Here is a 12,716-nt window from a genome sequence, read left to right as displayed (position 1 = left end):
CGGCCCCATATCACTGTCCGTAGGCGACCGGCATCCCCCCGGCCTGACGTCCGCCGTTGCGATAGCGGTCGCGAAGCAGGATCTGGCGGCTGGTCAGGGACTGTTCCTGGCCGTTGATGAACTCCGCCGTCACCGACGACAGGGGCTCCAGAGGATCGCCGGACCAGACGACGACGTCGGCCGCCGCGCCCGCGCGCAGTTCGCCGAACTGGCCTTCCATGCCGAAGATGCGCGCCGGATTGACCGTCAGGGCCGCGATCGCCGCCTCGAACGGCAGGCCGTGGGACACGGCGTTGCCAGCGTTGTAGCGGGCCTCGCGGGCGCGGTGGACCGAGCCTTCGTTGCCCTTGATGGCGATGACGACGCCCGCCGCGTTCAGGGCCGCCGCGTTCTCCATCCGCGCCGCCCGCATCTCGAGATTGCCGGGCAGGTTGGAGATCGGGTTCAGCAGGACCGGGACGTCGGCGGCGGCGATGTCGGCGGCGACCAGCCAGCCCTCCTCGGCGCCGTCGAGGATCAGCTTGACCCCCTCCTCGCGACCCAGACGCAGGACCTGCTGGATGTCGGCCGCGCGGTGCACGGTGACGATCAGGGGCATTGTCCCGTTGGCGACGGGGATCAGGGCCTCAAGGTCGGCGCGCGACAGGCTGAGGTCGCGCAGGGCCGCGCGGTCGTAGGCGGCCTTGTTGCGGGCGTAGAGGCGGACCTCGGCCAAGGTTTCCTTGAACTGGGTGAACTCGGCGCCGCGCGCCCCACCGGCGACGCCCGCTCCGGCCTCGCCGAAAGGCGCGACCATGGCCACGCGCGGCTGGACCAGGATGTCGGTCCCGGCGGCCAGATGGATGACCGAGGCCGTGCCGGCGAACAGGCCGGGCGACTGGAAGCCGCTGTCGCCGGCGCCAGCGAAGTCCGAGTCGTCCTGATGCTGGTGCCCGCCCGAGCCGCCCGGATGGTTCGGCACGACGATGGCGCGGGTGATACCGCCCAGACGCGCGACCGGGATGGCGATCGACCACGGATCGAGGCCGTAGCTGACGTCGAACGAGGCCGAGATGGTGTTGGCCGAGTTGGACTGGTCATCGGACCCGTCGACGGAGGAGATCTCGGTCAGGCCGAGGCCGGAATCGACCGCGACGAAGCCCGGCGTGACCACCTTGCCGCGCGCGTCGATGACACGGGCGCCGGTCGGGGCCGCGCCGGTTCCGACCGAGACGATCCGGCCGCCGGAAATCACGACGGTGCCGTTCTCGATCACCGAGGTCCCGGTCAGGACCCGGCCGCCGGTGATGGCGGTGACCTGAGCCAGGGCGGGCATGGCCGACAGCGCGAGCGCCGCCAGCGAGATCAGTGCGAGACGACGCATCAGCGGGCTCCCTCGTTGACGGTGGCGGCGGTCAGGCCGAAGCCGGGCTGGCCCAGCTCGAAGTCGGACACAGGCTGATAGCGCGGGTCGAAGCGGTCGAAGGTCAGGGCCCCGTCGATGAAGACCTGATCGGCGCGGGCGTAGATCGAGAACGGACTGGCGCTCCAGATCACGACATCGCCGCGTTTGCCGGCCTCCAGCGAGCCGGTCTGGTCGCCGATGCCGATCGAACGCGCGGCGTTGGAGGTGATCCAGCTGATCGCGTGCTCATCGCTGATGTTCAGCCCGGCGCGACGACCGGCGGCCAGGGCGGCGGCGGCTTCCTGATTGAGGCGCTGGGTCAGTTGGGCGTCGTCGGAGTGGATGACGGCGCAGGAGCCCTCGGCCGCGTCGACGAGGGCGGCGTTCTCCTCGACCGCGTCGAGGGCCTCCATCTTGAAGCCCCACCAGCCGGTCCACATGTCGGCGCAGACACCGGCGGCGGCCAGTTGCGGCGCGATCTTGTAGGCCTCAATGGCGTGGTGGAAGGCGGTGACGCGGTAGCCGAACTCATTGGCGATATCGAGCATCACCATCATTTCGTCGGCGCGGTAGCAGTGATTCTGGACCATGATCGACCCGTCCAGCACGCCCGCCAAGGTCTCGTTCTGCAGGTTGCGGGTCGGGGGCGAGCCCTCGCCCGTCTCGCGCCACTTGTCCCATTTCTCGCGATAGTCCTGGGCGGCGATGAAGGCGGCGCGGTAGCCGGCGACATTGCCCATGCCGGTGGCCGGCGACTGGTTGCGGCCGCCATAGACGCGCGACGGGTTCTCGCCGCAGGCCATCTTCACGCCGTAGGGGGCGCCCGGGAACTTCATCCCCTGCATGGAGATCGAAGGAATGTTGCGCACGGTCACCGAGCGGCCGCCGAACAGGTTGGCGGAACCGGGCAGGATCTGGAGGGTGGTCACGCCGCCGGCGCGGGCGGTGTTGAAGCCGGGATCCTGAGGCCAGATCGAGTGCTCGGCCCAGACCTGGGCGGTGTTCGGGCTGGTCGCTTCGTTGCCGTCGCTCATGCCGCTGACGCCGGGCGAGGGATAGACGCCGAGGTGGGAGTGCACGTCGATGACGCCCGGGGTCACGTAACGGCCACGCGCATCGACGACGCGGTAGCCGGCGGGGACGGGCGTCGAGGCCGGTCCGACCGCCTCGACCTTGCCGTCCGACATCAGGACGACGCCGTTCTCGATCTTCTGGTCCGTGCCGGTCAGGACCGTGCCGCCGACGATGGCGACATTGTCACGGGGCAGGGGTTGATAGGTCGAGGGATAGGGGTCGAGGTTGGCGGCATAGTCGAGACCCCGGGCTAGGGTCCGTTCGCGGGGCGCGGAACTGGAGCCGTCGGCGGCAGGCGGGCTGGCCGTATCCGTGGTGGCGCAGCTGGCCAGCGCGAGCGCGCAGGCGACGACGGCGAGGCTGGGCCCCCGCAAGGCGTGACGGATCATGGATGGACGCTCCCCTGTCGCGCCGACGGCGCGGAACGGGGCGGATTACAAAAGCTTCAGGCGTCGCACGTCAAAGCCGGAAATATTACGGATCCGTAAGATGCTTCGGATGCTTTAGCCGAGGACAGCGATCAGCCCGACAATAACCAGCACCGCCAAGCCTATGATAGCCGAACCCTCCCAAGTGCGCGGCAAAAACGCGCCACCGATACCACGCATGAACCACCGGTGGCTTGGATTACGACGCAGCGGCATGGCGCGCTCCTGATTAAAATTCTTCGAGACGACTCAGTTTTGAGTCTTCGACAGTCGCGACCCGTTTCGCAGCGACAGGCAGTAGCCGAAGGTGACCGCCATCCCGATGATGATCGCACCGCACCCGATCACGACCGCCGCCGTCATCGTCGGCGCAAACACAAACGCCCCGGCGTAGACGAGCCCGCTGAGCACCATCGACCAAGCGGTCACGCGCTGGGCCTTCCGAGCGCCGGCGCCGGGCACGAAGGTCTTGGGAATTCGATTGCCCTGTGCGGCGATCATCAGGCCGGTGACGCCCAGCACGATGCGCAGGGTCGTCTCTTGATCCAGATAACCGAGATGACGGGCGACGCTGCAGCCGACAGCGAGGGCGACGATGCCGCCGGCCCAAGCGAGGCTGTTGATCAGGTCCTTGTTCATTTCGCAGACTCCTTTGTGGGCGTCGACGGCTCCGCGTCGAGGCCGAATGAATGGACGAAGCCCAGAAGAGCCTCCTCGAGCACCGAGAGCTTGAGGTGATAGATGACCGACTTCCCGGCCTTTTCGGCGTGGACCAGATCGGCCTCCTTGAGCACGGCGAAGTGGGCGGACATGGTCGGTTTCGAGACGTCGAACCGGTCGCTGAGGTCGCCGGCCGTCATCGGCCCCTGACGAAGAAGCTGAAGCACCCGACGGCGCGTCGGATCGGAAAGGGCCTTGAACACTGAGCTCATGAATCGATAGTTAGCTAAAGATCGAAATGAGTCAAGCAGGCATGAAAAAGGGCGCGGACCCTGCGGCCCGCGCCCTGTTCGATGTCGGTCGTGAAGCCCTAGCCCAGAGCGGCCATCAGCTCCGGAACGACGGTCTTGTAGTCGCCGACGATGCCGAAATCCGCGACCTGGAAGATCGGGGCGTCGGCGTCCTTGTTGATGGCGACGATGATCTTGGAGTCCTTCATCCCGGCCAGGTGCTGGATGGCGCCCGAGATGCCGACGGCGATGTAGAGACCCGGCGCCACGACCTTGCCGGTCTGGCCGACCTGATAATCGTTCGGGGCGTAACCGGCGTCGACGGCGGCGCGCGAGGCGCCCACGGCGGCGCCGAGCTTGTCGGCCAGGGGCTCGATCACCGCATGGAATTCCTCGGCCGAACCGAGGGCGCGACCGCCGGAGACGACGATCTTGGCGGCGCCCAGTTCGGGGCGATCCGACTTGACCATCTCCTCGCCGACGAAGGCGGCCTTGCCTGCGTCCGAACCGGCGACAGTCTCGACCGAAGCCGAGCCGCCGTCAGCGGCGGGAGCGAAGGCGGTCGGGCGAACCGTAATGACCTTCTTGGCGTCTGACGACTGGACGGTCTCCAGCGCGTTGCCGGCGTAGATGGGGCGCACGAAGGTGTCGGCCGAGACGACCTCGACGATGTCCGAGATCGGGGCGACGTCGAGCTTGGCGGCGATGCGCGGCATGAAGTTCTTGCCGTCCATGGAGGCGGGCGACAGGATCGCGTCGTAGCCGGCGGCCAGACCGACGACGGTCGCGGTCACGGCCTCGGCCAGCTGGTGACCCAGCTCTCCGCTCTCGGCCAGCAGGACCTTGCGGACGCCGGCGATCTTGGCGGCCGCATCGGCGGCGGCCTTGGCGCCAGAACCGACGACCAGAACGTCGACGTCCGAACCGAGGGCCAGGGCGGCGGTCACGGTCTTGTTGGTGCTGTCGCGGACGGTCGAGCCGTCGTGATCGGCGATGACGAGGACGGCCATGTCAGAGGGCTCCCGCGGTCTTGAGTTTGGACACCAGTTCGGCCGCGTCGGCGACCTTGATCCCGGCCGAGCGGGTCGGCGGGGCGGTCACCTTGAGCACCTTCAGACGGTCGGCGACATCGACGCCGTAGTCGGCGACCGCCTTGACGGCGATCTCCTTCTTCTTGGCCTTCATGATGTTCGGCAGGGAGGCGTAGCGCGGCGTGTTGAGGCGCAGGTCCACCGTGATCACGGCCGGCAGGGGCGCCGAAAGCGTCTGGTTGCCGCCGTCGACTTCACGCGTGACCTTGGCCGAGCCGCCGGCGATCTCGATCTTCGCGGCGAAGGTGGCCTGGGGCCAGTCGAGCAGGGCGGCCAGCATCTGGCCCACCGCATTGTTGTCGCCGTCGATGGACTGTTTGCCCATCAGGACCAGGTCCGGCTTCTCTTCGGCCACGACGGCGGCCAGCAGCTTGGCGACGGCCAGGGGCTCAAGGTCGGCGTCCGACTGGATCAGGATGCCGCGATCGGCGCCCATGGCCAGGGCCGTGCGGATGGTTTCCTGGGCCTGGGTCACGCCGATGGAGACGACGACGATCTCGGTCACCGTACCCGCGGCGTGGTGCTCCTTACCTTCCTTCAGACGAACCGCCTCTTCGACGGCGATTTCGTCGAACGGATTCATGCTCATCTTGACGTTGGCCAGATCGACGCCGGTCTGGTCCGCCTTGACGCGGGCCTTGACGTTATAGTCGATCACCCGTTTGACGGGGACGAGAACCTTCATGTGCTTGCCAGTCCTTAGGATCGCCGGAATGTTGCGGCAGGGAATGGAACGGGCGAAGGAGCCTGTCAACGTAACGCGACGTGAACTTGCACGCTCGCCGCGAGTGGAAATTCGATGAACCGCTTCCTGACCATGCGCCGCCTGTCGATCCTCTTCTTCGGGCTGTTCGCCGTCTTCGTCGCCGGAGCCTTCGCCTTCCAGCGCTTCTATGTCGCGCCGGCCGACCGGTGCGAGCAGAGCGGACGCTGGTGGTACGAAGAGGGACGCGAGTGCGTTCAGCCGATCTATCTGCCGGATATCACCAAACGTCCGGCCGGCGTGACGCGGGCCCAGGCCTCGGACGAGCAGAACCGCGAACTGCTGGCGATCGAGGATCGTCTGGCCGCCGAGAAGGCCGCCCGGACCGCCGCCACGGAACGCGACCGGGCCGACTACGCCGCCAAGACCGGCAAGTGACCTAGACGGCGGCGTCGAACAGGGCGTCGCGGGCGATATCGGGGCGCAGCATCGGGAAGAAATGAGTCCCGCCCTCGACGGTCTCGACCGTGACGAGGGGCAGGCCGCGCGGCGCGGCCTCGACCGCGCAGGTCGAATGGATCCCGGCCTTCAGGATGCGGACCGGTCGGCCGCTGTCGCGCATCGCCTTCCACGGGTCGTGGCCCTGGACCGAATAGTTGGACGCCTCCCATTCGGGTGGGCAGGTCAGGACGAACCCGTCGCCGTCCCCGGTCAGGCCGGCGCCGAGGTAATCGACCACCATGATGTCGGACCAGCCCTTGAAGGCCCCGCGCCCTCGGTAGGCGGCCAGGGCCTGTTCGCGACTGTCGAACCGGGCGCGACGCCTGAGCGCGCCCTTCACCAGCGGAATGTGGCCGGGCAGTCGACCAATAAGGGGCAGTTGCAAGGCCGCCACCATCCACCGCTTCCAGATCACCGGATCCAGAGCGACCACCTGCGACACCTGCGCTGGGCGCTCGGCGGCGGCGAGGATGGCGCTCGTCGCGCCCATCGAGTGACCGGCCAGGACCACCGGCGGGCCGTCCAGCGTCTCCAGCAGGGAGACCAGATCGTCACGGTGATCCTGCCAGCCTTTCCGGCCCTGACGGTGGGTGGGCAAGGTCGTCGCGCCATGGCCGCGCAGGTCGGGCGCCAGGATGCGCAGGGAAGAGGCCAGGGGCGCCAGGATGGAGCGGTAGGTCTGGGCGTTGAAGCCGTTGGCGTGACAGAAGATCAGATCGACCGGCCGCTTCGGATCGCCGAAATCGAGCACCGACATGTCTCCGGCGCCCCATCGGTTGTCGATGGGCACGGTCATGCGGCGGGGCGGGGAGAGCCGGGCAGCGTCCATACGCCAAACCTAGGGAGTCGCGGCTCCCGGCGCCAGCGTCATGCCGCGACGCGACACGCGGGGCATCGGCCGTGGCCCTCGATCGTGGTTCGCTCCAGCGCATAGCCGGCGGCGGTCGCGGCCTGTTGCAGGGCCTCGCCCTCTGGCGGAGTGACCTCCTCGGTCGCGCCGCAGCAGTCGCAGATCAGGAAGGCGGCGGCATGGGCCCGGTCCCCGACCGAACAGGCGACATAGGCGCTGATCGAGGCGATGCGATGCGCCATCCCCGTCTTTTCGAGAAACTCGAGCGCGCGATAGACCGTCGGCGGCTTGGCCGCGACGCCGTCGGCGCCATAGCGGGCGATCAGGTCATAGGCCTTCACGGCCTCGCCGGCCTGCAGCAGCAACTCCAGCACCCGTTTGCGCGGCGCGGTCATCCGCTCGCCCTGCTGAACGCAGCGCGCCTCGGCCGCAGCCAGGGCGCGATCGATCTCTCCGACGCTCAGGCCGGTCTCGTGGTGATCGTGGTCGCAGTGGGACGCCATGCCCCAGAGCTAGGCTGCCTTAAGCCCCATCGCAACCGTGGCCGCTTGACTGTACGTGATGTTATCTCATAACACTCACTCTCCTCCTCCCCGAGAGATCGTCATGCGTCCTGTCTGCCTGTCCCGTTCCGTCCTTCTCGCCGCCGCCTCGGCCCTCGCTCTGGGCAGCGTGGCCCATGCCCAGACCGGGACCCAAAGCGCGCCGCCGACGCAGGACGCCGACGCGGTCGAGGACGTCATCGTCACGGGCCGCCCGTTCGGCGTCACCGACAACGCCAGCCTCGTCGCCGTGGACGTGATCGATGAACAGGCCCTGGCCGTCGCCCCGGTCCAGACGCTCGGCGATCTGGTCGCCGGCCTGCCCGGCGTGCGGTCCTCCAGCTTCGCCCCGGGCGCCAGCCGTCCCGTGATCCGCGGCCTGTCCGGCCCGCGCGTTCAGGTTCTGACCAACGGCCTGGGCATGATCGACGCCTCCGCCGTCTCGCCCGACCACCAGGTCGCCGTCGACCCGGCCGAGGCCAACCGGATCGAGGTCGTGCGCGGCCCCTCGACCCTGACCTTCGGCGGCTCGGCCATCGGCGGGGTGGTCAACATCCTCGACGAACGCATCCCGACCCATGCGGTCGAGGGCGGCGTCGACGGCCATGTCTCCACCCAGTATTCGAGCGTCGACGAAGGCTATGGCCTCGGCGCGCGTCTGGCCGCCAACGCCGGTCCGTTCGTCCTGACCGTGGACGGCTTCAAGCGCGACAGTGGCGACTACGATATCCCCGGCTCGGCCATCTCGCAGCGTCTCGCAACCGCCGAGGGCATCGCGCGCGACGACGCCGGGACCGTGGTCAACTCCTTCGCCGAGATCGAACAGGTCGGCGCCGGCGTGTCGTACGTCGACGACCGCGGCTTCGTCGGGGTCTCGATCAAGAACACGCAATCGAACTACGGCACTGTGGCCGAGCCCGAGGTCACCATCGACCTCGAACAGACGCGCTACGACTTCCGGGCCAGACGCGACATCGACACGGACTGGTTCCAGTCATTCAACCTCTCGGCCGGCTACGCCGACTACGAGCACACCGAGTTCGAGGGCCCCGAGGTCGGCACCATCTTCCAGTCCTCGGGCTACGAGGGCCGGGCCGAACTGATCCAGCGCCAGCGCGACGGCTGGCAGGGCGTGGTCGGGGTCCAGGTTCTGGATCGCGACTTCGACGCCATCGGCGAGGAAGCCTTCGTCCCCGCCACGACCATCAAGGAGACGGGGCTCTACACGGTCCAGCGTCTGGATCTCGGCGGCTATGGCTTCGAAGGCGGCGTCCGCTACGACCGCCGCGAACTGTCCGCCACACCGATCGGCGGCGCGACGAACGTCGACCGCCAGTTCGACAACTGGTCCGCCTCCGGCTCGGTCTTCCTGAAACCCGCGCAGGGCCTGTTCCTGGGCCTCAGCCTGTCGTCCAGCGAGCGAGCGCCCAGCGAGGTCGAACTGTTCGCCGACGGCGTCCACGTCGCCACCGCCGCCTACGAACTCGGCGACCCGACGCTGGATTCGGAGAAGGTCCTGACCCTGGAGGGCACGGTCCACCTGTCGCGTGGTCCGCTGGACGGCGACCTGCACGTCTACCGCGCCAAATACGACGGCTTCATCGACCAGCGCCCGACCGGCGCCGATTTCGACTTCGACGGCGAGCCCTTCCCGATCTTCGCCTATGTCCAGACCGACGCCACCTTCACCGGCTTCGAGCTGGAGGGCGACTATGCCCTGTGGGAATCGGGCGAGCGCAGCCTGAAGCTCGGCGCCGCCGCCGACTATGTGAAGGCCGATACCGACCTCGGGCCCGCCGCGCGCATCCCGCCGTATTCGATCACCGGTCGCCTGACCTGGACCGATGCGAACTGGGACACGCAGCTGGAGGTCCGCCACGTCGGCGAACAGGACGAGACCGCCGCCTTCGAGTTGCCGACCGACGGCTACACCCTGGTCAATCTGTCGGGCTCGATCCGGCCGTTCGCCGACCGCAACGTCACCGTCTTCGCCGAGGTCCACAACCTGACGGACGAGGAGGCGCGGGAACACGCCTCCTTCCTCAAGGACATCGCGCCCCAGGCCGGACGGAACCTGCGGGTCGGCGTCACCTACCGGTTCTAGCTTTACAGGAGCATCGGTTTGCGGCGGCGGGCCGGTTCCGCTAGAAGGCCCGCCTTTCCGTCATTCCCAGAGCTCTCGCGTTCATGACCGACACCACTGCACCCCAAGACGCCGGCCTCGACGGCAACGTCCTGTTCTACGGCAAGCCCGAGCCGCTCTCGAGCGACCTGCACGGCAAGCTGGGCGTCAACCCGGTCGACAAGCCCTACGCCTTCGTCGCCCAGTCGCACGTCGTGCCGCTGACCGTGACCGAGTTCGCCCCGGCCGCCCTCAGCTACCCGGTCGTCTTCCTCGGCGACTCGAAGCAGCCCGTCGCCGTCATGGGCCTGCGCCAGTCCGAGAACCTGTATGTGACCGCCAAGGGCGACTTCCGCCCCGAGGCCTACATCCCGGCCTACGTCCGTCGCTATCCGTTCGTCTTCGCCAACGATCCGCAGAACCAGCGCCTGATCCTCTGCATCGACCGCGACGCCCCCTTCATCGTCGAAGGCGGCCAGGCTCCGCTGTTCGAGGACGGCAAGCCCTCGGACTACGTCAACCAGGCCATGGAGTTCTGCAACAACTTCGAGCAGGAGCGCCAGCGCACCGACAGCTTCGTCAAGCTGCTGACCGATCTGGACCTGTTCGACGTGCGCGAAGCCGTGTTCACGCCCCGCAACGAGCGTGGCGAGCCGGGTCAGCCCCAGAAGCTGGCCGACTATTTCGCCGTCTCGGAAGAGAAGCTGAAGGCCCTGCCGGCCGAGAAGCTGGTCGAACTGCGCGACAACGGCGCCCTGGGCCAGATCTACGCCCACTTGGTGTCCCTGCTCGGCTGGGACCGCCTGATCGCCCTGGCCTTCCAGCGCGCGAACGACAACGGCGAGATCGTCAACGGCGAAGTCGTCGGTAACGCTTAAGATAAGGGAATAGGGACTAGGGATCAGGAACGAGATTCTCGCCTGCTCTAGTCCCTGGTCCCCAATACCTAGCCCCCTACCTGCGAACGAACACCCCACGCGTCAGGCAGGAAAACACCAGCCGACCGCCCTCGTCGAGCAGGTCGTGCTGGGCGATGACGATGCCCTTTTCGTCGCCCACGGGGTCCTTTCCCATCACTGTCATCCGGCCCCGCAGCAGCTCGCCTGCGGGCGGATTGCGCATGAAGCGCAGGCCGTCGACGGCCAGAAGTTTGGACTGGGCCCAGCCGGCCGCCTTGTCCGACGCGAGCCGGCTCCACAACGCATAGACCAGGGCGTCGGGCGCGCCATAGGCCGCGTCCCAGCCGGGCGCGAAATGCGCCACGAACAGTTCGATCGCCGCCTCGTCCACGGCGCAGGCGCCGAGCTGAAGCACCTGACCGACCTCGAGGTCCTCGAAATGGGTGTGGAGCGGATCGCTCATCAGGCTGGTTCTTCAGAGACGCGAACGAGAAGCTTGCCGTCGTGGTCGCCGGTGAACAGACGGTTGAGAGACGTGACCGCGCCTTCCAGACCGTTGTCGACGTGGACCTTCCACTGCACCTTGCCCGAGGCCAGCCACGGCCCGACCTCGGCCACGAACTCCTTCGCGCGCGGCGAATAGTCCATGACGAGGAAGCCCTGCATGGTCATCCGGTGGGTGATCAGGCGGCTGAGGTCCGGCGAGGGCGGGCGCTTCGTCGCGTTGTAGGCCGAGACCATGCCGCAGACGGCCATGCGGGCGTGGATGTTCAGCCGGTTCCACACCGCGACCATGATGTCGCCGCCGACGTTCTCGAAATTCAGGTCGACGCCGTTGGGCGCCAGACGGTCCAGCGCCTCGCCGACATCCTCGTTCTTGTAGTCGATGGCGGCGTCGAACCCGAGTTCCCCGGTCAGCCAGCGGCATTTCTCGGGGCCGCCGGCGATGCCGATGACATGGGCGCCCTTCTGCTTGGCGATCTGGCCCGCGATCGAGCCGACGGCGCCGGCCGCGGCCGAGATGACCATGACCTGACCCGGCTCGGGCCTCAGGACGTCGGTGACGCCGGCCCAGGCGGTCAGACCCGTCATGCCCAGCACCGACATGTTCGCCGTCAGCGGCATGCCCGGCGCGCGGTGCACGCGGCTGACGCCCGTATCCGGCACCACGCCATAGTCGGACCAGCCGCCCATGGCCGTGGTGACGAGGTCGCCCTCCCTGAACCGCTCCGACTTCGACTGCTCGATGACGCCCAGCGTCAGACCGCGCATCACCTCGCCGAGACCGACGGGCGGCAGATAACCGACCGCGTCGTTCATCCAGGTCCGGTTGGTGGGATCCAGCGACAGATAGATGGTGCGGACCAGAACCTCGCCGTCCTTCAGCTCCGGCACGACGTTGGAGACCAGCTCCAGATCATCGTCCTTGATCAGACCCTGCGGCCTCTGGCGCAGCACCCACTGGCGGTTGGTCAGGGCCATGGCGTCGTCTCCGGTTGGTTTCTTTTGCAGACCCGCATCATGGCCCAGCCTGCGGCCAAGGCAAAGAAAAAGCCGATCCCGTCGGGATCGGCTTGAAGTGGCATCATCGAGAATGAGGCGTGGAGACGGCAGGACCAGCTGTGGCCGGTCCAAGTCGGGGGGGCGTCGCCGCCTCCACGGATTGAGAACGACGTCATTCGACAACCGTTCCCCGGTTCGGCGAAGTTTTTTCCTCTTTCTCGCAGCAGGCGGTCCTGACGGAACGGCCACGCTGGCCGAAGCGTTGTCGGAACCTGAGATTTCATCGTCGGAAGGCAGCGCCATGACCCATCACGATCCCCATTCCGAAGCGGCCGACGCGGTCCACGAGGGCCGACCTGTCGACGCCCAGTACGTTCGGGGTGCCCGGCCCGGAAAACGCATCCTGCTGCTGCTGATCGTGTCGGCGGGCGCGGCGGCCATCCTGTTGCTCGGCATGTGGTTCGTGTCCAACGGCGGTTTCGCGACGACCAACGCCAACAACGGCGACCAGGCCGTCGATGCGGCGGCCTTCGACAACTCCGGCCCGCCGACGCCGACGGCTCCGACCGACGCCACGGGCGCGCCCACCCCGGCTACTACGGCTCCCAACGTCAATCCGCCCGCCAACTGAGCGACCCGGACAGAAAGAAGCCCCGCCGGAGCGATCCG

At 67.8% G+C, this 12,716-nt stretch carries 14 protein-coding genes; 4 read left to right on the top strand and 10 right to left on the bottom strand.

The annotated features are described in order from the left end of the window. Nucleotides 1–10: 10 nt before the first annotated feature. The 6 genes from ACQY68_RS02640 to ACQY68_RS02615 all read right to left on the bottom strand — a co-directional run bounded on the left by ACQY68_RS02640 (nucleotide 11) and on the right by ACQY68_RS02615 (nucleotide 5,612). Nucleotides 11–1,363 carry an amidohydrolase family protein gene (locus ACQY68_RS02640; protein WP_428151475.1) on the bottom strand — a complete coding sequence of 451 codons (1,353 nt, stop codon included), beginning with the start codon at nucleotides 1,361–1,363 and terminating at the stop codon, nucleotides 11–13. Then, nucleotides 1,363–2,847, bottom strand: coding sequence for an amidohydrolase (locus ACQY68_RS02635; protein WP_428151474.1), 1,485 nt, complete (start codon nucleotides 2,845–2,847; stop codon nucleotides 1,363–1,365). Before ACQY68_RS02635 ends, ACQY68_RS02640 begins: the two co-directional genes overlap by 1 nt. 288 nt (nucleotides 2,848–3,135) lie before the next feature. Then, nucleotides 3,136–3,525 (bottom strand): ammonium transporter, encoded by a 390-nt coding sequence (locus tag ACQY68_RS02630; RefSeq protein ID WP_428151473.1) that lies wholly within the window; start codon nucleotides 3,523–3,525, stop codon nucleotides 3,136–3,138. Continuing rightward, nucleotides 3,522–3,818 (bottom strand): autorepressor SdpR family transcription factor, encoded by a 297-nt coding sequence (locus ACQY68_RS02625; RefSeq protein WP_428151472.1) that lies wholly within the window; start codon nucleotides 3,816–3,818, stop codon nucleotides 3,522–3,524. The genes ACQY68_RS02630 and ACQY68_RS02625 overlap by 4 nt, the downstream gene beginning before the upstream one ends. 98 nt (nucleotides 3,819–3,916) lie before the next feature. Beyond that, a complete protein-coding gene (locus tag ACQY68_RS02620; protein WP_428151471.1) occupies nucleotides 3,917–4,846 on the bottom strand; it encodes an electron transfer flavoprotein subunit alpha/FixB family protein in 930 nt (309 codons plus the stop codon). A gap of 1 nt (nucleotide 4,847) precedes the next feature. Continuing rightward, the gene (locus ACQY68_RS02615; RefSeq protein WP_428151470.1) at nucleotides 4,848–5,612 is read right to left on the bottom strand and encodes an electron transfer flavoprotein subunit beta/FixA family protein; all 765 of its coding nucleotides are present in this window, start codon (nucleotides 5,610–5,612) and stop codon (nucleotides 4,848–4,850) included. Nucleotides 5,613–5,726: 114 nt separating this feature from the next. Here ACQY68_RS02615 and ACQY68_RS02610 point away from each other — a divergent pair, with 114 nt between their 5' ends. After that, on the top strand, nucleotides 5,727–6,068 hold the full coding sequence (locus ACQY68_RS02610; protein WP_428151469.1) for a hypothetical protein: 342 nt from the start codon (nucleotides 5,727–5,729) through the stop codon (nucleotides 6,066–6,068). A 1-nt stretch (nucleotide 6,069) separates the two neighbouring features. On the opposite strand, the gene ACQY68_RS02605 is transcribed toward ACQY68_RS02610, so the two are convergent. Beyond that, nucleotides 6,070–6,960 carry an alpha/beta fold hydrolase gene (locus ACQY68_RS02605; RefSeq protein ID WP_428151468.1) on the bottom strand — a complete coding sequence of 297 codons (891 nt, stop codon included), beginning with the start codon at nucleotides 6,958–6,960 and terminating at the stop codon, nucleotides 6,070–6,072. A gap of 38 nt (nucleotides 6,961–6,998) precedes the next feature. Further along, a complete protein-coding gene (locus ACQY68_RS02600) occupies nucleotides 6,999–7,484 on the bottom strand; it encodes a Fur family transcriptional regulator (RefSeq protein ID WP_428151467.1) in 486 nt (161 codons plus the stop codon). 103 nt (nucleotides 7,485–7,587) lie between these two features. On the opposite strand from ACQY68_RS02600, the gene ACQY68_RS02595 reads away from it, so the two are divergent. Continuing rightward, on the top strand, nucleotides 7,588–9,627 hold the full coding sequence (locus ACQY68_RS02595; protein WP_428151466.1) for a TonB-dependent receptor: 2,040 nt from the start codon (nucleotides 7,588–7,590) through the stop codon (nucleotides 9,625–9,627). Between the two features lie 83 nt (nucleotides 9,628–9,710). Continuing rightward, a complete protein-coding gene (locus tag ACQY68_RS02590; RefSeq protein ID WP_428151465.1) occupies nucleotides 9,711–10,523 on the top strand; it encodes a SapC family protein in 813 nt (270 codons plus the stop codon). A 76-nt stretch (nucleotides 10,524–10,599) separates the two neighbouring features. Here the strand turns inward: ACQY68_RS02590 and ACQY68_RS02585 are convergent, their stop codons facing one another. Together ACQY68_RS02585 and ACQY68_RS02580 are read right to left on the bottom strand one after the other, a co-directional pair. Next, a complete protein-coding gene (locus ACQY68_RS02585) occupies nucleotides 10,600–11,007 on the bottom strand; it encodes a MaoC family dehydratase (RefSeq protein WP_428151464.1) in 408 nt (135 codons plus the stop codon). Further along, entirely contained in the window at nucleotides 11,007–12,026 is a 1,020-nt protein-coding gene (locus ACQY68_RS02580; RefSeq protein WP_428151463.1) for an NADP-dependent oxidoreductase, read from the bottom strand. The genes ACQY68_RS02585 and ACQY68_RS02580 overlap by 1 nt, the downstream gene beginning before the upstream one ends. Nucleotides 12,027–12,348: 322 nt before the next feature. Between ACQY68_RS02580 and ACQY68_RS02575 the strand changes: the two genes are divergently transcribed. Then, nucleotides 12,349–12,678, top strand: a complete 330-nt coding sequence (locus ACQY68_RS02575; RefSeq protein WP_428151461.1) for a hypothetical protein — start codon at nucleotides 12,349–12,351, stop codon at nucleotides 12,676–12,678. Nucleotides 12,679–12,716 lie beyond the last annotated feature (38 nt).

Source organism: Brevundimonas sp., assembly GCF_965278935.1.
GTDB lineage: Bacteria > Pseudomonadota > Alphaproteobacteria > Caulobacterales > Caulobacteraceae > Brevundimonas.
This window is presented reverse-complemented; position numbering and strand designations above follow the sequence as displayed.

Excerpts from the sequence above, each read along its gene's own strand:
- ACQY68_RS02640 (WP_428151475.1), bottom strand. The coding sequence starts at position 1,363 with ATGCGTCGTCTCGCACTGATCTCGCTGGCGGCGCTCGCGCTGTCGGCC.
- ACQY68_RS02635 (WP_428151474.1), bottom strand. The coding sequence starts at position 2,847 with ATGATCCGTCACGCCTTGCGGGGGCCCAGCCTCGCCGTCGTCGCCTGC.
- ACQY68_RS02630 (WP_428151473.1), bottom strand. The coding sequence starts at position 3,525 with ATGAACAAGGACCTGATCAACAGCCTCGCTTGGGCCGGCGGCATCGTC.
- ACQY68_RS02625 (WP_428151472.1), bottom strand. The coding sequence starts at position 3,818 with ATGAGCTCAGTGTTCAAGGCCCTTTCCGATCCGACGCGCCGTCGGGTG.
- ACQY68_RS02620 (WP_428151471.1), bottom strand. The coding sequence starts at position 4,846 with ATGGCCGTCCTCGTCATCGCCGATCACGACGGCTCGACCGTCCGCGAC.
- ACQY68_RS02615 (WP_428151470.1), bottom strand. The coding sequence starts at position 5,612 with ATGAAGGTTCTCGTCCCCGTCAAACGGGTGATCGACTATAACGTCAAG.
- ACQY68_RS02610 (WP_428151469.1), top strand. The coding sequence starts at position 5,727 with ATGAACCGCTTCCTGACCATGCGCCGCCTGTCGATCCTCTTCTTCGGG.
- ACQY68_RS02605 (WP_428151468.1), bottom strand. The coding sequence starts at position 6,960 with ATGGACGCTGCCCGGCTCTCCCCGCCCCGCCGCATGACCGTGCCCATC.
- ACQY68_RS02600 (WP_428151467.1), bottom strand. The coding sequence starts at position 7,484 with ATGGCGTCCCACTGCGACCACGATCACCACGAGACCGGCCTGAGCGTC.
- ACQY68_RS02595 (WP_428151466.1), top strand. The coding sequence starts at position 7,588 with ATGCGTCCTGTCTGCCTGTCCCGTTCCGTCCTTCTCGCCGCCGCCTCG.
- ACQY68_RS02590 (WP_428151465.1), top strand. The coding sequence starts at position 9,711 with ATGACCGACACCACTGCACCCCAAGACGCCGGCCTCGACGGCAACGTC.
- ACQY68_RS02585 (WP_428151464.1), bottom strand. The coding sequence starts at position 11,007 with ATGAGCGATCCGCTCCACACCCATTTCGAGGACCTCGAGGTCGGTCAG.
- ACQY68_RS02580 (WP_428151463.1), bottom strand. The coding sequence starts at position 12,026 with ATGGCCCTGACCAACCGCCAGTGGGTGCTGCGCCAGAGGCCGCAGGGT.
- ACQY68_RS02575 (WP_428151461.1), top strand. The coding sequence starts at position 12,349 with ATGACCCATCACGATCCCCATTCCGAAGCGGCCGACGCGGTCCACGAG.